General features: G+C 43.9%; 20 protein-coding genes. 8 read left to right on the top strand and 12 right to left on the bottom strand.

What is annotated here, in order from left to right; translation table 11 throughout:
• Positions 1–94: 94 nt before the first annotated feature.
• The 7 genes from DOM22_RS05145 to DOM22_RS05115 are packed head-to-tail and all read right to left on the bottom strand — an operon-like array spanning position 95 to position 6,354.
• A complete protein-coding gene (locus DOM22_RS05145; protein ID WP_142699348.1) occupies positions 95–844 on the bottom strand; it encodes a hypothetical protein in 750 nt (249 codons plus the stop codon).
• 2 nt (positions 845–846) lie between these two features.
• Positions 847–1,314, bottom strand: coding sequence for a DUF2062 domain-containing protein (locus DOM22_RS05140; RefSeq protein ID WP_142699347.1), 468 nt, complete (start codon positions 1,312–1,314; stop codon positions 847–849).
• Positions 1,315–1,316: 2 nt separating this feature from the next.
• Positions 1,317–2,111, bottom strand: coding sequence for a DUF1295 domain-containing protein (locus DOM22_RS05135; protein WP_142699346.1), 795 nt, complete (start codon positions 2,109–2,111; stop codon positions 1,317–1,319).
• 8 nt (positions 2,112–2,119) lie between these two features.
• Positions 2,120–3,175 (bottom strand): cyclopropane-fatty-acyl-phospholipid synthase family protein, encoded by a 1,056-nt coding sequence (locus DOM22_RS05130; protein WP_210415685.1) that lies wholly within the window; start codon positions 3,173–3,175, stop codon positions 2,120–2,122.
• Between the two features lie 10 nt (positions 3,176–3,185).
• Positions 3,186–4,358 carry a cyclopropane-fatty-acyl-phospholipid synthase family protein gene (locus tag DOM22_RS05125; protein ID WP_142699345.1) on the bottom strand — a complete coding sequence of 391 codons (1,173 nt, stop codon included), beginning with the start codon at positions 4,356–4,358 and terminating at the stop codon, positions 3,186–3,188.
• A complete protein-coding gene (locus tag DOM22_RS05120; RefSeq protein WP_142699344.1) occupies positions 4,355–5,101 on the bottom strand; it encodes a DUF1365 domain-containing protein in 747 nt (248 codons plus the stop codon). The genes DOM22_RS05125 and DOM22_RS05120 overlap by 4 nt, the downstream gene beginning before the upstream one ends.
• Entirely contained in the window at positions 5,098–6,354 is a 1,257-nt protein-coding gene (locus tag DOM22_RS05115; RefSeq protein WP_142699343.1) for an NAD(P)/FAD-dependent oxidoreductase, read from the bottom strand. The genes DOM22_RS05120 and DOM22_RS05115 overlap by 4 nt, the downstream gene beginning before the upstream one ends.
• A gap of 92 nt (positions 6,355–6,446) precedes the next feature.
• Between DOM22_RS05115 and DOM22_RS05110 the strand changes: the two genes are divergently transcribed.
• Positions 6,447–7,364, top strand: coding sequence for a MerR family transcriptional regulator (locus DOM22_RS05110; RefSeq protein ID WP_142699342.1), 918 nt, complete (start codon positions 6,447–6,449; stop codon positions 7,362–7,364).
• A gap of 4 nt (positions 7,365–7,368) precedes the next feature.
• Here DOM22_RS05110 and DOM22_RS05105 read toward each other — a convergent pair whose 3' ends face one another.
• The 3 genes from DOM22_RS05105 to DOM22_RS05095 all read right to left on the bottom strand — a co-directional run bounded on the left by DOM22_RS05105 (position 7,369) and on the right by DOM22_RS05095 (position 9,540).
• The gene (locus tag DOM22_RS05105; RefSeq protein ID WP_142699341.1) at positions 7,369–7,893 is read right to left on the bottom strand and encodes a lipocalin family protein; all 525 of its coding nucleotides are present in this window, start codon (positions 7,891–7,893) and stop codon (positions 7,369–7,371) included.
• 3 nt (positions 7,894–7,896) lie between these two features.
• Positions 7,897–8,415, bottom strand: a complete 519-nt coding sequence (locus tag DOM22_RS05100) for a lipocalin family protein (RefSeq protein WP_142699340.1) — start codon at positions 8,413–8,415, stop codon at positions 7,897–7,899.
• A 189-nt stretch (positions 8,416–8,604) separates the two neighbouring features.
• A complete protein-coding gene (locus DOM22_RS05095; RefSeq protein WP_142699339.1) occupies positions 8,605–9,540 on the bottom strand; it encodes a 1-phosphofructokinase family hexose kinase in 936 nt (311 codons plus the stop codon).
• 114 nt (positions 9,541–9,654) lie between these two features.
• Between DOM22_RS05095 and DOM22_RS05090 the strand changes: the two genes are divergently transcribed.
• A complete protein-coding gene (locus DOM22_RS05090) occupies positions 9,655–10,896 on the top strand; it encodes an NRAMP family divalent metal transporter (protein WP_168196561.1) in 1,242 nt (413 codons plus the stop codon).
• 53 nt (positions 10,897–10,949) lie between these two features.
• Here the strand turns inward: DOM22_RS05090 and DOM22_RS19860 are convergent, their stop codons facing one another.
• A complete protein-coding gene (locus DOM22_RS19860) occupies positions 10,950–11,090 on the bottom strand; it encodes a hypothetical protein (protein WP_168196560.1) in 141 nt (46 codons plus the stop codon).
• Positions 11,091–11,278: 188 nt separating this feature from the next.
• Between DOM22_RS19860 and DOM22_RS05085 the strand changes: the two genes are divergently transcribed.
• A complete protein-coding gene (locus tag DOM22_RS05085) occupies positions 11,279–11,752 on the top strand; it encodes a pyridoxamine 5'-phosphate oxidase family protein (RefSeq protein ID WP_142699337.1) in 474 nt (157 codons plus the stop codon).
• Here DOM22_RS05085 and DOM22_RS05080 read toward each other — a convergent pair.
• A complete protein-coding gene (locus DOM22_RS05080; RefSeq protein WP_142699336.1) occupies positions 11,697–12,344 on the bottom strand; it encodes an AAA family ATPase in 648 nt (215 codons plus the stop codon). The two genes, DOM22_RS05085 and DOM22_RS05080, sit on opposite strands and share 56 nt — an antisense overlap.
• Positions 12,345–12,507: 163 nt before the next feature.
• On the opposite strand from DOM22_RS05080, the gene DOM22_RS05075 reads away from it, so the two are divergent.
• From DOM22_RS05075 to DOM22_RS05055, 5 genes are all read left to right on the top strand, one after another.
• Positions 12,508–13,881, top strand: a complete 1,374-nt coding sequence (locus tag DOM22_RS05075; RefSeq protein WP_142699335.1) for an MBL fold metallo-hydrolase RNA specificity domain-containing protein — start codon at positions 12,508–12,510, stop codon at positions 13,879–13,881.
• A 120-nt stretch (positions 13,882–14,001) separates the two neighbouring features.
• Positions 14,002–14,475: a hypothetical protein gene (locus tag DOM22_RS05070; protein WP_142699334.1), complete on the top strand. Its 474-nt coding sequence runs from the start codon at positions 14,002–14,004 to the stop codon at positions 14,473–14,475.
• Positions 14,476–14,484: 9 nt separating this feature from the next.
• Entirely contained in the window at positions 14,485–17,067 is a 2,583-nt protein-coding gene (locus DOM22_RS05065; RefSeq protein ID WP_142699333.1) for an erythromycin esterase family protein, read from the top strand.
• Positions 17,068–17,111: 44 nt separating this feature from the next.
• Positions 17,112–17,771: an ABC transporter ATP-binding protein gene (locus DOM22_RS05060; RefSeq protein WP_246845852.1), complete on the top strand. Its 660-nt coding sequence runs from the start codon at positions 17,112–17,114 to the stop codon at positions 17,769–17,771.
• Positions 17,768–20,122, top strand: a complete 2,355-nt coding sequence (locus tag DOM22_RS05055) for an ABC transporter permease (protein WP_142699331.1) — start codon at positions 17,768–17,770, stop codon at positions 20,120–20,122. Before DOM22_RS05060 ends, DOM22_RS05055 begins: the two co-directional genes overlap by 4 nt.

Genomic DNA, 20,122 nt, shown 5'->3' with positions numbered 1-20,122 from the left:
AACCATTCATCGGAATTTTCTCAGTTAAACAAAAGGACATTTCCTTGGTGGCGTGTTCCGTTCTGAAACATTTCCTATGGCCATAGAACCTTCGTCATATGTGATTTGAATCAGTTTGGTTGTCGCGCGTTTCATAGGAAATCTCTGCGTCGAAAGGTTTCAAAACGCCTGACTTTACTACTTTTAAAGGAGTTCGCCCTTTAAAATAAACGAGCTGTTTGGTGGAAATATCAAACTCCAATATCATTGGGTCCACTAACACTGAAATAAAAAAATTCCGTGGCTTCATCTTTAAGACCAGAACTTTTTTATTTTCACGCTCGCTTTCTTTAATCTTTTCAAACTGAAAGTCGATGGTCCTTTCAAGTTCCAAAACGCTGAATGCAGTATGCACAATTTCTGCAGCCATCAATTTTTCCCAATTACGGGAAATAAAATGCTCTATTAAAGGACCATTGATAAACGTATCCACTTCCTGAGTCTTTCCGGACCCCACTTTTAGTTTGCCACCGCCATCAGCAATTTTGTAAGTATCAAACGACGCTTTATTACCTTGCACTTTAAGATCCCAAGCTTCTTTGGACTGCAGTTGTTCAACTGACTGAGAAACCAAAGCGCCATTCCTGACAACGACAGTTTCAGTCATGACGACCTGACCCTTGGTATCTTCAATCTTGGCCTTAGAGACAAAGCTTTCTGAATCTTGAAGCTGAATTTCCGTCGTCTGCACGAACAGGGACTCTTGGTTCATTTTTCCGACTTCATAAATCTTTGAAATTCGCGTTTGGCTTTTGGCCCAAACCAGCGCAGGGAAAATAAAAAGTAAAACGACGAGCGTTTTCATAACTATCTCCGTACTTTTTGAAGATTCTGAAAAACAACTTTTAAAACAAGATAAGCAACAGCGGCAATCACAGGCATAACGAGCAACCAGGCAACCATTCCCCTTAAACCCGCCATTCCATAGTTCACGAAGAAAATACCGGGGGCTGCGAAAAATTCCGCAATGATTGTCTTTGGATTAAATGAAACGGCAGGGACCGAAAAGATCCATGCCCCCATATTAAGAAATACCGGAATAAGCAGGAGCTGAACCGGCGCTAAAAGATAGTTCACCGCCTGCAAAGTTGGTTGGTTCAGCTTCAACACCAAGCCTACCAAAAGGCAAAGCGCCGTCGTCGTGCCCAACGCGGGAAACAAGGCTAAAGCAAAACCGACAGCGCAAGTAAGAGCCAATCCTTCTGCTGAAGCTCCCTGCTTAAGCTGCTGGATCAGAAACTGCCGACTGCGATCAAATGCTTTGCGAAGCCACATGACTAATCTCCCTTTCTGGGAAACCAAGGTATAAACGCCGATGTCCTGGCTTGATAAGCACGATAGGCGTCACCTCGTTTTTGTAAAGCCTGGGCTTCCGATGGAGGAATTCCAGTGACCTTCACCAAAATAAAGAGAATAAACAGCGGGGCAAAAATCGTATAGGCAGCTCCCGGAGTTCCCAAGGCCGCTATATAAAATCCCCACCAGATCATACTCTCAAAGAAATAGTTTGGGTGCCGAGAATACTTCCACAAGCCCACATCACACACTTTGCGTTGATTTTCTGGATTAGACTTAAACTTTTGAGCCTGAGCATCGGCTATGCTTTCACCAACGAGTGAAAGAAGACTTAGCGCAATACCACACCATTCAAGTACTGTGAGACGTGGAGTGGAATTGTTAAGCGGCTCTAAAAATAGCAAACTTAATAAAACGACACTAACCCCCTGATACTGAAAGAACAGGTAAAAGCGCCAGCCCAAATTAGCGCCGTACTCTTTGCGCAAGGTGAGATATCTTGAATCTTCTGCAGGGTGATGGGAGTAGATTCGACGAGTTAAAAAATACGACAGCCGCAAACTCCAGATAGATACCACGGCAAGGATCAGAATTTTTCTAGGCTCCCACCCTTGTGCGAACAAAACATAAAACCCAGTAATAAGGGCGAACGAAAAAGCCCAAACGCTATCAACGATACTAAAATTGTTCCAACGTCTGGCAAACCACCACGTCACTGACATTACGAACGCCATTAACACAAGTCCGCCACAAAGCTGCATCCAAAAGCTTTCCATAACATCTCCTAGCGCGGTCGATTCTTAAAGAGGTAGTGAGAGACACCCCACTCGCGGCCCTTATCGAATCCAAAAAGTTCAGCACAAGACATAAAGAAAACACGCCAACGCTCAAACCATACTTCACTCTCGGAGTTCCCATAGACTTTTGCGAAAATATTTAAGATTTCGTCGCGATGTCGATCCATGTTCTGAAGCCATGCCTCCGACGTCTTCTGATAATGGACACCGTTCCAACTCCATTGCTGTTCCAACAAAAGGTCTTTCTGGAAGTATGTTAGCAATTGGTGACTTGGCATCTGTCCACCCGTGAAAAAATATTTGCCCATCCAATTATCGGCCCCTTCAGTTTCAAAGGGATAAGAGTATCTGCTGTGAGTAAATATATGGACGAATAATTTACCTTGGGGTTTTAGCCATGTGCTCAGACGCTCAAACAAAGCCTCGTAATTTCGAACGTGCTCCAACATCTCAACACTAATGACTCGGTCAAAGCCATTGTTCCAATCCTCAGGTGCGTCGAAGTCACCGATATCCCCTGTCACTATATTGACGTTTGAAAGACCTCGTTTTGAAGCTTGTTCTAAGATATACTCCCGTTGAGATTTAGAATTGGATAATCCCACAATTTGAGAATTCGGAAACTTCTCTGCAAGCTTTAAAGAGACCGATCCCCAACCACAACCCAGGTCAAGAATTCGCATTCCATCTGCAACTTGTGCGCGTTCAATTGTAACGCGCAAAGCAGCTTCTTCAGCTTCATCAAGGCTGGAACAATCTTGCGGCCAATAACCAGAACTGTACTTTTTATTTTTGCCAAGCACTAGATGATAGAAACTTGCCGGCAATTCATAGTGCTGCTGGTTGGCCTTTTCTGTCGCAAATGCAATAGCGGATTTCTTAAGGCCAGTGACATAAGCGGAATTTCTTTCCTGTTCCAATTCCCTATCCGCAACGTCTAAGCTTTTTAGGCGATCACGACACAATTGACGAATTCCCACGCGGACCAGTTTTTCTGGAATCCAACCTTTTTCCATCCAATCAATCAATACTTCTAAAGCCATGATGCTCTCCTTATTTCTGCAAAAGATAATGACCGACGTTGATACGCTCTGCTCTAAAAGCACCTTCACAGTAACTTAAATACAGATCCCAAAGACGCATAAACTTATCATCGAAACCCATCTGGCGAACGTCAGCTTCCACCGCATGGAAATTTTCCTTCCATTTAAGAAGTGTGTCTGCATAAGAAACGCCAAACTCAAAAGGCCTCTCGTTTTTCAAATCAAACTGACTGGCATATCTGTCAAAAACCTGATTCGACAAAAGCATGCCACCAGGGAATACATAGCGTTGGATAAAGTCCGTTTTGCGACGGTACTGTTCAAAGTACTGATCCTGTATCGTGATGGATTGGATCAAAGCGGAACCTTTATCCTTAAGCGAACTGCTGACTTTGTTGAAGAATTCTGGCCAGTACTTTTCACCCACGGCTTCGATCATTTCGATAGAGACAATTTTGTCGTATCGCCCCTCAATCTCACGATAGTCCTGTTGGCGCAGTTCGACCTGATTTCCAAATCCCGATCGAGCAATCAATTCTCGATTGTACTGAGCTTGAGAGGGAGAATTCATAACCGCCGTCACGCGACAGCCGGTTCGTTCAACTGCGCGGGAAAAGAATCCGCCCCAGCCACAGCCGATTTCAAGAACGTGATCGCCGGCGCGAATATCCAGTGCATCGATGATTCGATCGTATTTTTTCATCTGAGCCTGCTGCAGATCCACGGAAGAACTGTCGAAAAGGCCTGCCGAATAAGTCATGCTGGGATCAAGCCACAGACTATAAAACTGATTGCCTAAATCATAATGGGCCATGATATTTTTCTTAGCCCCATTTTTTGTATTGGGATTCATCAAGTGTCGCAGGCGCGCAAACAAAGTTCCATACCAAGTTCCGTGTAGCAGCCGGTTTACTGCATCTTCATTGTCACAAGCCCACTGTACAAGTGCTGCAATATCGTCGACTTCAAGATCTCCGCGAATGATCGCCTCTGCCATACCAAGATCACCCTTGTCGATCAGCTCGTCAAAGACCCGCCAATTATGCGCGCGCACTGAGATGATCGGCTCCCCCGCCCCAAAAGAGTCTTGCGTTCCGTCGGGAAAAGTCACTCGCAAAGTCGCCCCTTTAGAATTCTGCAAAAGCTTCATCAAAAGTTTTGATTTAAATGTCATATTATTCATGTGATCTCCTTTTGAGGGGGCACTGGCTTTTTATAAAAACTAACTCGCTTACTCCACAACTTGAATGCCTGCCAATGTATCCGGATCACCACGAGTGGCGTCATCCATCCATATGTAAGCAGCAGCTTCCAAAAGGATTCTTTTTCAAAGCTTGTAATCGCACCCTCAATCCACGACGAGAATCGTAACTTTTCGTTAGTATCATGATAAAAAATATCCACGCGAGAATGGATATCATCGAGCTGAAACCTGAATTTATAAAAACCATCCACTGGGAAAAACGGACTGACGTGAAAAACTTTATCTGAGCGATAGAATTCAGATGCCTGAATTCCTCCAGGAGGACAAATCCAATAAAAGTGCCGCTCCCCGAAGGTGTTATTTACTTCGCACAAAACAGCCTCTAACACACCCTTGCGTTTGCAATACCAAAAGCTGACTGGATTAAAAGCGTACCCAAACATTCGAGGAAAAGTCTGTAAAATAACCTCTTCCGCCTGATAGTTGCATTCTTGGCTCAAAAAGCCAGTGATCGCCTCATAGAAAGAACTTTTATGCCCATGCAGATAGTCTTCAGATTTCAAAGAAAAGCTACCCTTGGATATTCTTTTTAAAACATTGAGCTGATCGCTCTCTGATCGCAGAGAAAATAACAAAGCAAAGGTCGGATAGCGAAAGCTATGGCGAACCTGATGATTTCTGCTGTGATAAATATTTCCTTTTAAGATCTGAAGGGATGTCATGAGACCTCCCAAGGTGGGCGTATCCCCAGAATCTCTCCGACCCGCACAGCGCTCAGTAATCCGTCCTCATGAAACCCATATCGAGTCCAGGCGCCGGCAAAATAGACACCGCCGGTTCCTTGTATCTTTGGCAGCATCTTTTGTGCGTTAATGGCCGAACGATCAAATTGCGGATGATCGTATTGAAACTCTTGGGCTGCCCGTTGAATAGGCTGCCGAGGATTTAGTGTCACGAAAAAATCTTTCTGCGTTTTTAACGGCTGCAGCTTATTGATGTAATAAGTTAATGATACGTTTTCGTGATTGCTCTTGTCCGGGGAACCAAGAACATTCCAAGAAGACCAACACTTTCTTCTGGTGGGCATCAGCGTCGCATCTGTATGAAGAATTGTTTTATTACTAGAGGTACGGAACGAACTCAGCACCTGTTGTTCAAGGTCTGAAGGGTTTTTCAACATGCGAGCCGTTACTGGAGCATGAGTGGCAAAAACAACTCGGTCAAATTCTAATGTCTCGCCTTTTGCCTGCACCAGGACTTTGCCGTTATTGCGCTCAACAGCGTCGACAGGGGTATTGAGATGAATGAACGGGATCTGTGCTGCAACTTTTTTAACATACTCTATCGAACCACCCTTTACTGTTCTCCACACCGGGCGATTGCTAATTTGCAGCAGACGATGATTGATAAAAAAGGTCAAAAAGGTCTCTGCGGGAAAGGCTTCCATGCCGCGCTCGGGGGTTGACCAAATGGCTGCCCCGATCGGCAAAAGATAATCACGCTTGAACTCATCGCTGTACCCGCGTGCCTGAATCAGTTGCCCCAGACTCCACTCATTTCTTTGTGCTGCCTCGCGATTTTCTTCAGCCTCCCGTTGAAATCGAGTGATATCGTAAAGCATTCTTAAAAAACCGGGACGAAGGACATTTAAACGTTGAGAAAAAACCGTATCCAAGTTGGTGCCAGCCCACTCCAAATTCTTGTGAGGTGCTTTAATAGCTAACGACATGTCGGAGGCGACCGTCTCTACGGCAAGAGTCTTAAAAAAACTTTTCAGGTGCGGATAGGTTAATTCATTGTATACCAGGAAGCCTGTGTCCACTGCGATATCAGAAGCGCCGTCATGAACTTGTACGGTGTGTGCATGACCTCCTAAACGGCCTTCAGACTCAAACAGATGAACTTCATCTGTTTGACTCAAAATCCACGCTGTGCCCAAACCACTGATGCCTGCTCCAATAACTGCTGTCTTCATTTGACACCTCGAACCTGCGGTATGTCTTACTTTTAATTTATTGTATAGTTTTTTCTATACAATTTAAAGAGGCCTGAGTTAAAGTCAATCTAATGGCTAAGATTGAGGCATTTTCCATAAGACAGGTAATAGAGCTGACCGGGATCTCCGAGTTCACCCTGAGGGGCTGGGAAACCCGCTATAAAGCATTTAAGCCAAAAAGAAGCCCCACAGGACGAAGGATCTATTCTCGCCAGGATATTCAGAAGGCCCGCCTCCTCCAGACTCTTTTAGACAAAGGGTATAAGATCGGTAATATAGCCAAACTAGGCCTTACTGATCTGGAAAAGATTTTGCCGCAGCAGGAGGCAGTAAGTTCAAACCTACCCCCAGTTCCCGAAAATTTAAACTTTGTGAATCAGGCCATGGATCTAGCCCATCTTTTCAAATGGAATGAGCTATCTGAAAATCTTCACAAAATGCGCAGCACAATGAAACCCGTTGCTTTCGTCACTGATATTTTAACGCCTCTTGCCGGACAAATGGGTTACCTTGTTGCCGCAGGACAGTTATCAGTGGGCCAAGAACATATTCTGTCGGCGTTTATCAAGGAACAACTCATTCTTATTCAAAGTGCCAAAAAAAATGCCAAATCTAAAGCTCGTCTGGTCATGACAACTCCCGACGGTGACCTTCATGATATGGGAATTGCTTTTGCTTCAAGCCTTAGCAGACTTGAAAAAATTCAAACACTTTTCTTAGGGGCTAGCACACCAAGAAAAGATCTCAGCGAAACCTGCCTTCGGTACAATGCGACTCACTTACTAATTTCCAGCACTGTCTCCGAGGAAGAAGGCGCCAAAGAAAGTCTTTTTAGCTATATCAACTTTTTAGATCGAAACCTGCCAGGCAATGTCGTTTTTCTTTTAGCAGGACGTAACACCATGCAAACAGACATAAATCTGAAACGTCCGTTTGTTATATTTCACTCGATGACTGAATATCACACTTATCTAAAAGATATTTCATAAGAGATTACCAAACCTGCGGAACCTTCTGAATCTTCGAGATATCATAACCAGAAGCTTTAAGTTTTGCGACTAGAGTGTCATACACATCTGAGGGCATGGTCGGCTTTCGCGACATGATCCAAACATAATTACGACTGGGAACACCGATCACGGTATAAGAGTAATCGTCTGCGAGATCGATCACCAAGTAAGCGAACTTAAGCGGCCACCAAGGTTGCACCCGCCATTCGGCATTGGTCTTTTTATCATAGATCCAAGCTTTTTGTGGATACCTTTTTACGGGCCCTGTCGGACTGTCCGCATTGTATCGAAAGTCCACATCAATACGCTCTTCTTTCGAATTCCAAGAGTATGATTCGATGGCATTGTTCGCTCCCTTTTCAACAAAGGTTGGAATATTGGCGATAACATACCAGTCGCCCATAAATCTTGAGACATCCACATAAGATACAGTTGCAAGTTTGTCCTGAGACATCGTCCCGCACCCTCCCAGTAATAACAAAGCTCCAATTACAAAAATTAGTTTCATAAATTAATACTTATCGTAAATAAGGTTATCAGTATCAAAACCGCGATTTTTTAAACTTGTGATGAGCTGCTTTAACACCAGCGGTTCCATGGGGGCCTGTCGTGAAAGAATAAACAGCGACTTCTTTTTAGGTCCACTGACTACCGCCCATTGATAGTTAGGATCTAAATCCACTATCCAATAGTCTCCTTTAGCAAAGATATTAAACTTTACTTTCAGTTTCGCCGGAACTGCAGGATCGACCACGTATGCCTGGCCATGAATATCGGTCGTCGAGCCATTCTCTTTATAACAAGTGTTTTTCACCGAAACAGACTGTGGAGTGAGCACCGCATATTCTGCCGTCGAGCGCACACATCCGCGTTGAAAAAAATTAGGTGCATGAGCCACCTCGTACCAGAATCCGACATACTTACTGAAGTCTACAGATGAGACGACTTCAGGATCCGAAGAATCCTTAGAGGGTCCCCAGCTGAACCCACAAATACTTAAAAGGACAAACAGTGAAAGGATATTTTTCATAGAGTTTTCCTAGCCTATACAAGCTGTTATCTTGTATAGATTATTCTATACATTAAAAAGGGAAATTCCAAGCGTTAATTCGGCAAAGGGAGTTCAATGGTTCCGCATACATAGCGGTTACACCGCATGTGCAATGACAAAGACGGGAATCTGGGCCATCCCACATCGACATCACGTTATGGGGATCAATTAAACGTCTTTAACAACAGTCTTTTTATGAAGCATCGCGATTGCAGATGCGCGACCAAGACATCCACTCTTTTCACTTAACGTGGCCGCCGCAGCAGCCAATCCCCACCTTAAAATGTCAGAGTCTGAGTTATTTCCCATTGCGATCTGTGCACACATCGCTGCCACCATGGAATCTCCCGCCCCCACTGTTGACTTAACTTTTATCTTAGGACTTTGACCATAGTAGCACCCATTCTGGGTAACCAATAATGCCCCACCCTGTACCGATGATACACAGACAAAAGAAACATTTTTTAGCAATTTTACGGCTCTCTTTTTAACTTCCGATATCGACTGGACGCGACTGCCGGTTAGCAAGTGAAACTCTTCTAAGTTTGGCTTGATCAAAAGAATCTTCGTGGACATCAGATGCTTCAGGATCTCTCCCGGGCAATCCACAACCACGGGTATACTCAGATCCTGAGCGGATTTAATAATTCGCAACAGATTACTAATTCCAAAGCGAGGAGGCAACGATCCTCCGATCACAAGCATTTTACAACCTTTAATCATCTTCAGTAGCTTTGCCAAATCATCAATTTCTCTTTCCTGAATACGAGGTCCCGCAAAACTAAGACGAGTCTGACGATGGCTTCTTAAACTAGTTATCGTCATATTGACTCGAGTCGACTCCTTTACCTTCACGAACCGATGTTTTAAGCCCTCGGCATCAAGCAAATGACTCACTTCCCTACCAATACTTCCACCTAAAAAACCCGAAGCGATAACAGGGACATCTAAACGATTTAAAATACGAGCTGCATTTATTCCGTTTCCACCAGCCGCACGTGTTTCATCATGTACGTAGGTCTTCTCATCCGGCTTAACAAGTTCAACTGTTCCGCTAATATCCAATGCAGGGTTTGGGGTGATTGTTAAAATTTTATACTTCATTTGCACTCCACATCTATAAAATCTCACTCTATTATGTTCAGGGTCTTTAAGGATTAGATGGAAGTGTGATCAAACATGTTGCCAGCAAATTGTTTGAGAAGAATAAAACTAACAATGCATAACGAAAAAAAATCCAAATTCCTCAGGACAATAAAAAATTTTGGACCTGGCATGGTGACCGGGGCTGCTGACGACGACCCCTCAGGAGTTGCGACCTATACTATCGCTGGCGCGCTGTATGGCTATAAGTTTCTTTGGACGTCGTGGCTAACCTGGCCTTTGATGGCATGTGTTCAAATGATGTGTGCAGATATCGCGCTAGCTTCGGAAAAAAGTCTTACCGAAGCCATCATCCAAAAATATTCTAGAAGTTTAGCCGCACCCGTAATATTCGCTCTATTCACGGCAAATATTCTGAATGTCGCTGCTGACTTATCCGCTATGGCAGATGCCCTTGCCATCCTTACAGGACACCCCAGTCTTCTCTACTTAGTACTTACGGGTATTATAGTTACCGCTTCAATAATTCTTTTTACTTACAGAACGATAGCCAGAACGTTGACCTGGCTAACATTCTTTTTACTGGCCTACGTTTTCACAGCGATGAAAGTAGAGACAAATTGGGAGCAATTAATTAAGGGTTCCTTTTACTTTAGACCACCTGAAAGTTCCGCAGAGTGGTCAATGATCGTCGCACTGTTAGGCACGACCATAAGTCCTTACTTATTTTTTTGGCAAAGCTCCCAAGAACTGGAGGAGCTTAGAACAAACAAAAATTTCGACTACGCTAATGTGAAGAGATTACGAAAGTGGGACATACTCTTGGGGACGTTTATCTCGAATCTTATTATGTATTTCATCATTTGGACCGCAGCCGGAAGCCTGCATGCAAGCGGGATATTCAACATTGAAAACTCGGCTCAAGCAGCCCGGGCACTCGAACCATTGCTGGGACACGCCTCCCTGGTCGTTTACACCATCGGAATACTCGGAGTGGGAATGCTCGCGATTCCCACTTTAGTTGGATCGTCGTCTCTTGCTGTTGCGGATCTGTTCCGGTGGCAAAGCGGACTGAATAAAAAATGGAATGAGGCACAAGCGTTTTATTCCACCCTGTGCCTGGGAATGTGTATCGCGATAATTTTGAACCTCTTTCAATTTAATCCAATCAAGGCTTTGTTCTATTCAGCCGTCGTAAACGGACTTCTATCACCGGTATTGATTGTATTGTGTCTACTGGTTTCCCGCGATTCAAACATTATGAAAAACCGCCCCCTGGGAAAGCCAACGGCCCTGTTGGCTTCTCTTACCGCACTAGTAATGCTTTGCTCCGCCGTGGGAATGTTCCTATTTTGAAAGATCTAACCCCTTAAATAAGCACCACAAGAAATGGTCCGCTATTAATGAACCTACTTTTCATCGGCGTCCTCTTCGAACACATGATGCGCACCTAACTTTGTGGTCGCTTTTTTGGGCTTGCGCTGACTTTCTTTTCCAAGCTTAGATGCCTTTTTGGTTTCCACAGTTTTATATAATCTCTGATTTTTCATTTGAATCTCCCATACTGTTTTAAGGCTCAACTACGAAATTTGTTACCGCAACTTACACATGCGAAATTTGCTTTCTATACATGTCAAAGATGGATACCGAACACTTTTGTCTGCAATAAGACACCCCTACCAGCAAAATCCTGACAGGGCATTTGAAGCGACATATTCTTGGAGCATGCGAGGTTAATATGAAACCCCATCACGGACAAATTGGCGCAATGAATGAAACCGAAGCTTTGAAGCTTATGGAAGAGAATCGCTTCGCGCACCTTGCATGCCACAACCGAGACGATATTTATTTAGTGCCAATTTCTTATATTTGTACCGACGGATTTATATATAGCCATTCGGAATCCGGAAGAAAAATCGATATTATGCGGAAAAATCCCCACGTCTGTGTCCAGGTGGAAAAAATAGAAGACTATTCTCATTGGAAAAGCGTGATTGCTTGGGGCGATTTCGAAGAGTTACACGGATACGAAGCTAATGAGGCCATGCGCCTGCTGTTAAAAAAAGTAAGCGAAGAGAGCGGGGCTCCCCGACTCTCATCTTTGGGATTAGATATGGCTGCTCAGTTAGAATCGGCGATCATTTACAGAATCAAGATTAAAAAGGTGACCGGTCGTTTCGAAAGCTCAAATCCAACCTCTGTAAATCTTTAAAGGATCTTTCTAGTTCTTTTTCGATTACAGTTTGCATTGCGATGAGACCCGCCTGTACTTTTCGAACAAACGAGACATCGTGGGGAATAAAGATAAAGTTCTCATGCTGAGACCAAAGTTCGCGAAGTTTGATATCCAACTCGACCGCTTCCTTTTCAGTTTCTATCCGTAGTGGATTTCCACTAAGAAACGGGAGGCCACTGACAGCTGCCGTCTCAAAAAAAATGACAGCGTCATAGCGAGCCAATTCCTGTTTTAAAGTAGTGCCCAAACTTTCAAAGAATTCTGAAGAGTTTCCCGGCCAAAATGCACCGCCATCAACGGTACCCCGATCACAAAGTAAGAATTGACTTCGGTATTCAGCAGCCTGAGCTTCCTCAAGGCATAATTGCACGTTATATATTGCTTTCTGGGCTATCTTTCGCACATCGCTGTGCACAGATCGAGGGAATCCTCCAGAATATAACAGAGTGGCAGATTCCGGCACTATCACAATCTGGCGGTTTATTTCTCTACGAAACAACTCGGCAGCCGTCGTTTTTCCACCACCAGGTCCCCCGGTCAAAACTACGCGAAAATCATTTCGACTCACGCTGCCCTCCTATTTAAAAAATTATACGAACAAATGAAGAGCAAAACAAAAGGGAAAGATAAAATCAAAATTCCTTAAAATCTGTTGTTGCAATACACACCGTTAAATTTAACTTTGCACGGCAAAAAATTTGGCCAAAACTGAAAATATCCAAGGAAATAAAATGAATATTACATTCTTAGGCGGAGCCGGCACTGTCACTGGATCAAAATTTCTTGTGACTAGCGGTGATGATCAAATACTCGTGGATTGCGGTCTATTTCAAGGCTTGAAACAACTTCGTCTTCTGAACTGGGAAAAGCTGAATATTGATGTCAAAAAATTAAAAGCCGTGATCTTAACCCACGCACATCTTGACCATTGCGGATACCTCCCTTTGCTGGTCGCACAAGGCTTCACGGGTCCTATATATTGCACACCACCAACCTTGGATATTACTAAAGTCATTCTCGAGGACTCAGCAAAAATTCAGATTGAAGAAGCTGATTTTGCGAATAAAAAACATTTTAGCAAGCACACGCCGGCCAAGCCCCTTTATGACTTAGAAGATGTGAAAAGAACACTGCCCTTACTAAAAGCAATAGATTTCTATTCTAAATTTTCAGTGGGCTCTCTGGAAATTCAATTTCAGTCAAGCGCCCATATTCTGGGGGCGGCTTCGGTATATATATCGAACGAGACCCAACGCCTGCTATTTTCTGGAGATATCGGAAGATATCAAGATCCTCTCATGCCCGCTCCCCTGCCTCCGGGTGAAGCTGATTGCATAATTATGGAATCAACATACGGCGATAGAGTCCACGACAGCGTAACCTCATTCGAACAGCTTAAAAAACTACTTGGCGACTGCTGGCGCAGGAAAAGCGTTCTTTTAATTCCCGCATTCGCATTAGGTCGAGCGCAAAATTTGATTTACGAAATACTCCAACTAAAAAATCTTGGACTTGTGGCTGAAGAACTTCCTATTTATTTTAACACCCCCATGGGGAGCCAAATATGCGAAATTTATTGTAAGTACCCTGACTACTTAAGAATCAATGCCGCAAAATTTGCAGCCGATATTTCCAGGATAAATTTTATCAGAAGTGCTGAGGAATCTCGGTTATTAAATGAAAAACAAGGCCCTATGGTCATCATCGCGGCAAGCGGTATGCTGACCGGCGGAAGAGTTTTACATCATCTAAAAGCATTTGCAGAAAATTCGAATAATACGATATTACTTGCCGGTTTTCAGGCCGTGGGAACTCGAGGATGGTCCATCGCTTCCGGTGCAAAACAGGTAAAGGTACATGGCAATTTTGTAAACGTGAATGCACAAATTATTCAATCAGATTGTTTTTCTGCCCACGCTGACAAACCTGAACTTTTGTTCTGGCTATCACAAGCAGGTCGCAAACCAAAGAAAGTCTTTTTGGTACATGGCGAACCTGCAGCATCTGACGAACTACGAAAATCGATTGAACGAGATTTGAAAATTGAAACGATCGTTCCCCTGCTCAACACCAGCTATAACATTGAGGTTACAACAGGTCCTTAAAATCAAAAGGACAACTTGTCTCATTCAAGCGACGAAATGTCCTAAATTATAATTCTAGCGCACGCTTATTATTAATAGCGAGGCATGCGAGTTGCTTTGTACATGACCAAGGAGTTTCTCATGCTAAAAATTTCCCTTCTGTTATGCCTCATCATTGCCTCGGTAAGTTGTGCGACGACACCACCTCAGCATTCCACCCTCGAGCAAAGGATTCATGCTGAACCTCAAGCCAATAGCCCAGACGAAATCGCCCAACGTGCGGCTGACGTGTTTTCATCTGCGCCAGGTCTAACTGATGATCAAAGAAAAAGACTTCATGCACTCTATTTAAAGACTTATAACGAATCCAGAAACATCAGGAAAGACATAGGTCAGATGAAATCCCTTCTCTTTAAAGAAGCTGCCTATAAAAGATTCAACTCAAAAGACATGGCTGAACTTACTCGCAGGATCGTGGAAGCCGACCAAAAACGACTTAATCTGATGTTCGCTGCTTTCCAAGAAATGCAGAACATCATCGGTTATGGCGAAGACAAAAAAGATATTTATGACCGCCTTAGAGACTATGACTACCCAGGCAACGCACATCGTTAGGAGTATTCTATGGAGAGACTTGAGAACAGAGTTCAGGCAGGAAAACTTTTAGCAGAGAAATTTTCAAATTTCGAATTATACAATCCCATTGTTCTGGCATTACCAAGAGGTGGCGTGCCGGTTGCGGCAGAAATATCCAGTGTACTACAATGTCCTTTGGATGTTGTAGGAATTAAAAAAATTGGCGCTCCTCAAAATCCTGAATTTGCAATCGGAGCCGTTGGTGAAGACGGTACGGTAATTTTAAATCAGAATACCGTACGCTCGCTTAATGTTGATAGTTCCTATATTAAAAAAACGGCAGCTCTAAAATCCAAGGATCTTAAAGAACAACTAAGAAGATTTCGTGGAAACACGAACCGTCAATCGATGAACGGCCGTGACATTATTGTGGTTGACGATGGACTGGCTACTGGTGCAACCATGACTGTCGCCCTACGCATGCTCCGAAAGCAAAATCCGCGTAAGATTTTCGTGGCACTTCCGGTTGCAGCCCCTGACAGTGTTGCTCAGATCAAAGAACTTGCCGATGAAGTATTCTGTTTAATGACTCCCAAGAATTTTACGTCAGTGGGAATATGGTATGAAGAATTCGATCAAGTCTCGGACGAGGAAGTTATTGCAAAACTTAAGGAATCCAGGAGCAATACGGAATTTATCCGAGAACTAGAACTGACCATTGACGGTGACAATATCTCCTTACCAGGAAATTTGAATCTTGTACCCAACGGAAAAGGTCTCATTATCTTTGCCCACGGAAGTGGTAGCAGTCGTAACAGCCCCAGAAATCAATATGTTGCCACGGAATTGAACAAAGTCGGCTTTAGCACACTATTGTTTGATCTTCTCTCTGACGAAGAGTCCAAAAATCGAGCTAATGTTTTTAATATTCCTCTATTGGCCCAGCGCTTGCTCTTAGCTGTGCGGACTATGAAGGCACTTCCAGAGACTGAAAAACTCTCCATAGGATTTTTTGGTGCCAGTACAGGGGCTGGTGCCGCCCTTCATGCTGCCGCCGAGATCCCAGACAAATTATTTGCAGTTGTTAGCAGAGGTGGACGCCCCGATCTAGCGGATGACATGCTGAAGTTTGTAAAAGCTCCCTGCCTTCTTATTGTGGGTGGAAATGATGAACCAACCTTGTCATTGAATAAAAAAGCACTCACTTCGCTGCAAAGTGCGGAATTGGTAATCGTGCCTGGCGCCACTCATCTTTTCGAGGAAGAAGGTGCGTTGACTGAAGTCGTTGAGGAGGCATCTTCCTGGTTTCAAAAACATTTAACATCCAGTTCAAGGATCACTCCCGAAGAAATGATCGTGACGGAACTCAAGAACAAAGCCGTCCCATTTCACGGAATAGGCAGTCTTGATGAGGTGATAGAGAAAATATCCACATCCAGAATTGTGATGTTAGGTGAAGCAACCCATGGCACCCATGAATTTTATGCTTTACGCCGTATGATCTCCGAACGGCTGATTCAGGATCACGGATTTAATTTTATTGCTGTCGAGGGAGATTGGCCCGATTTTCAACGACTCAATAAATTTATAAACGGAAGTACGTCCTCAGACGCGGATTCAGAGCTTAAGAAATTTTCTCGCTGGCCCACATGGATGTGGGCTAATTCCGAAGTCACCAAACTATTGGAATTTCTAAAGGAGGAGCAAATACCGATCTACGGTCTTGATGTCTATTCTCTTTTTGAATCTATTGATGCTGTTAAAAGTTACGCCCAGGAAAAAGATCTGGATTTGGGCTTGACGGTCGAAATCGCTTATTCGTGCTTTGATGTTTTTCATCAGAATGAAAAAGATTATGCACGTCACCTGACACAGTTTCCCGAGGGATGTCGTAAGGAAGTCCTTTCCATCCTTCGAAAACTTTTACGTCTTCGAATTGATGAAATCCACAATTCGAAATCTGAATTGTCAGATGCACAACAAAATGCTCGCATCGTCGCCCACGCAGAAGACTATTATCGAAAGATGTTGTTCGGTGGCCCCGATTCCTGGAATGTTCGCGATCTTCACATGGCTGAAACCCTCGCAACCCTTTTAAAAAACCATGGGCCCGAAAGCAAGTGCATAGTCTGGGCACACAACAGTCATATCGGTGATTACCATGCTACTGATATGGCCGGCCAAGGATATGTCAATCTGGGAGGTATCGCGAGGGAACAATTTGGTATTCAGGAAGTCTCTTTGGTCGGCTTTGGAACATATCAGGGAAAGGTTATAGCCTCACACTCCTGGGAAGGAAAAGAAACTGAAATGAATCTCCCTCCGGCTCCCGCGTCAACTTTTGAAGACTACTGTCACAAAACCTGCAGCGATCTGAAGAGTTCTGGTTTCAGTATCGTTTTTGAAGCTAACGAGCGTGAGGGCCATCTTGGAAAAAGACAGTATGGTCATCGAGCCGTCGGTGTCGTTTACGATCCTCGTCATGAAAATCGTCGACTGAATTATGTGCCTACGATTCCCGCTCAACGATATGACGCTTTCGTTTTTGTCGACGAAAGTACGGCGGTGCATCCGCTTAAAACTAGAACTAGCGCGCTGGACCTTCCTGAGACTTGGCCTGGAGGGGTATGACCTCTCCGCTATTGTCATGCAACGTTTTGAATAAAGAATACCTAATGGGAGAAGTTCGGGTCCAAGCCCTGCAAGGGGTCAATGTAAGCTTCTCGCCCGGTGAATTTGTTGTTCTTTTGGGCCCCTCTGGAAGTGGCAAATCTACTTTACTAAATATCCTGGGGGGTTTGGATATTCCCACATCGGGTTCAGTAGTATTTCAGAAACAAACCCTCACCGCCGTGAGCCCCGAGGAACTAACGGAATTCCGTCGCAAGTATGTCGGCTTTATTTTTCAGTTTTACAACCTAATTCCCAATCTCACGGCACTGGAAAATATTAAGCTCGTAACTGAAATTGCGGAAGAACCCATGGAGCCCGAAGCAGCATTAAAGCTCGTGGGCCTAGAAGGCAGGCAATATTTCTTTCCCTCCCAACTTTCCGGAGGGGAACAGCAGCGGGTCGCCATAGCTCGTGCCATAGCAAAAAAACCCAAGGTTTTGCTATGCGACGAACCCACGGGAGCTCTGGATTTACAGACGGGAAAGATGGTCCTTTCGGCCATCCAGAAAGTCCATCATGAGCTGGGAACGTTGGTCATCATCATTACTCATAATTCGGCAATAGCGGGACTGGCAGATCGAATTCTTTTTATGGGCGATGGTAAAATAGTTCGTGAAGAGAATAACACCAAGAAAATTTCCATCGAGGAGGTTTTTTGGTGAAGCCACTAAATCAGAAACTCCTACGAGATATGATTTCTTTGAAGTTTCAAATTCTTTCCATGGCCGTGTTGATGGCCTGCGGAACCGCAATACTGATAGCCTCCTGGAGTGCTTACAATTCTCTATTCCGTGCAAAAGAAGACTATTACAAGAGTCACAACTTCGCTGATATATTCATCGACGTCATACGCGCTCCGTATTCAACATTGGATAAAATTCATAATATTGCAGGCATAGAATCTTTGGAAAGCAGGATTATTATGGATGGGGTTATTGATTTAAAAGATCAAACCGAGCCAGCCCTCGCCCGCATAGTTTCCATTACCCCGGACATGAGAATAAATCTACTCCATCTTCGTTCTGGAAGATGGCCAGAGGCCAATCCTGTTCACGAAGTTCTAGTGCACGAAAGTTTTGCCAACGCCCACCACCTTAAACCTGGCGATATATTTTCAGTCACAATTAAATCGCAGAAACGTCGTGTTCAGGTCGCAGGAATCGCTATTTCTCCAGAATATATTTATGCACTGAGCGCCTTTGCACCGTTTCCCGATGATAAACATTTCGGAATAATTTGGATGTTGGAAAATGAATTACAGGACATAAGCGGACTTGAAGGAGCGTTCAATAACATTGTTTTAACAGTCGACGATCCGTCATCTATTCCTCAGATCAAAACTTCACTTGATCATATTTTAAACTCTTTCGGAACCGTGGGAGCATATGGACGGGAGTCCGTTGTCAGTCACATTTTTATTCAGGATGAAATCAGACAACAAAAGTCCATGTCCTATGTCGTTCCAGCGGTGTTTATTTTGGTTGCGATATTTATTCTGCAAACGGTGCTTCATCGTCTTATTCACATGCATCGCGCCCAAATTGCGACGTTAAAATCGCTCGGCTATAGGTCTTGGCCTATATCTTTACATTACCTGAAACTGGTGACGGTCATTTTAATATTGGGTTTAATTCCTGGCAGTCTTATCGCAAACGCTATCGGTCAATGGTATGCCGTCCTTTATAGACAGTTTTATCGGTTTCCAGCAATTCATTTTCAAATTTCGGATTGGTCATTGTTTATCGGATTTGCGGCCACTTTCCTGCCTGGCTGGCTTGTGGCATTCATTTCACTACGAAGTATCTTCAAATTGCAACCCGCCGAAGCCATGCGACCCGCCTTGGCATCAGACGTCTTTAGTCATGGGACATTTACTAATATTAAACCTTCCCGCATGTCGACGAGAGCAACCATGAGCCTTCGCAATATTATCTCTCGCCCCTTAAGGGCGTCGTTTTCCGTCATCGGATTGAGTGCAGCGACCGCAATTCTGATCAACGGCAGTTTTTGGTCGGACGTCGTGAACTACGTTGTCGACATTCAGTTTAGAGAAGCCAACCGCGAAGATATAGAAGTCAGATTTCTGCACCCAAGAAAAGGTGACGTTGCCGCTGAATTACGGCGTCTCCCGGGTGTGCAACTGGTTGAAACTGCAAGAGTTGTAGGAATAAATCTTATCTTACGAAATATCAAAAAAAGTACGGTCGTAATCGGAACTGATAATTCGAGGATGCGACAAATACTAAATTCCCAGAAGGAATTGACTAGCTGGACCGACTCTACACTTCTTGTAAGTCGGTATTTTGAAAAAGAATTCAAAATGCGCGTTGGAGATGAGGTTACCATTGAACTTAGCGACAAATCTCATGGACCTTTTAAGGCTCATATTGGTGCGTTCGCTGACGATTTGGTCGGAGTTTCAGTTTATGCTCATAAGTCACAATTGCACCGATGGCTCAATGAACAACCGTGTAGTGACACTGCCTATCTTAAAATAGATCCTTCACAATCCCAGAAAATCTATCTGGCACTAAAACAGGCGCCTGAAGTTCTTGCCGTTCAAGTGAAAAGACTTCTTTTCGAAAGCTTTAACAAGGTACTGTCGAAAATGATAAAAACTTTTACCATGATGCTTTTCGCTTTTGCACTGACCATTACCATTGCAGTACTTTTTAATCTTTCGAGAATTAGCCTATCCGAACGCGCCTGGGAATTTGCAAGTTTGAAAATCATCGGATTTCACGAGCGTGAGATATTCAATATCCTGTACTCCGAAATGGGGCTTTTATTGATCCTGGCGATTCTTCCGGGTTTTGCATTAGGATATTTCCTTTCATTCCTCAGCACTCATCTTATTCATTCGGAAACCCTAAGCTTCCCTTTGATAGTAAATCCAGAAACATATGCTCTGGCTGCCCTCTCTTTAATTGCATCCTATATCCTCATTGCACGATTCCTCTTGCGAAGCATAAAAAAAATAAACATGACAGAAGCCTTGAAGGCACGGGAATAG

Source organism: Bdellovibrio sp. ZAP7 (assembly GCF_006874645.1).
GTDB lineage: Bacteria > Bdellovibrionota > Bdellovibrionia > Bdellovibrionales > Bdellovibrionaceae > Bdellovibrio.
The sequence above is the reverse complement of the archived record's forward strand: the minus strand, read 5'-3'. Positions and strand labels throughout refer to the sequence as shown.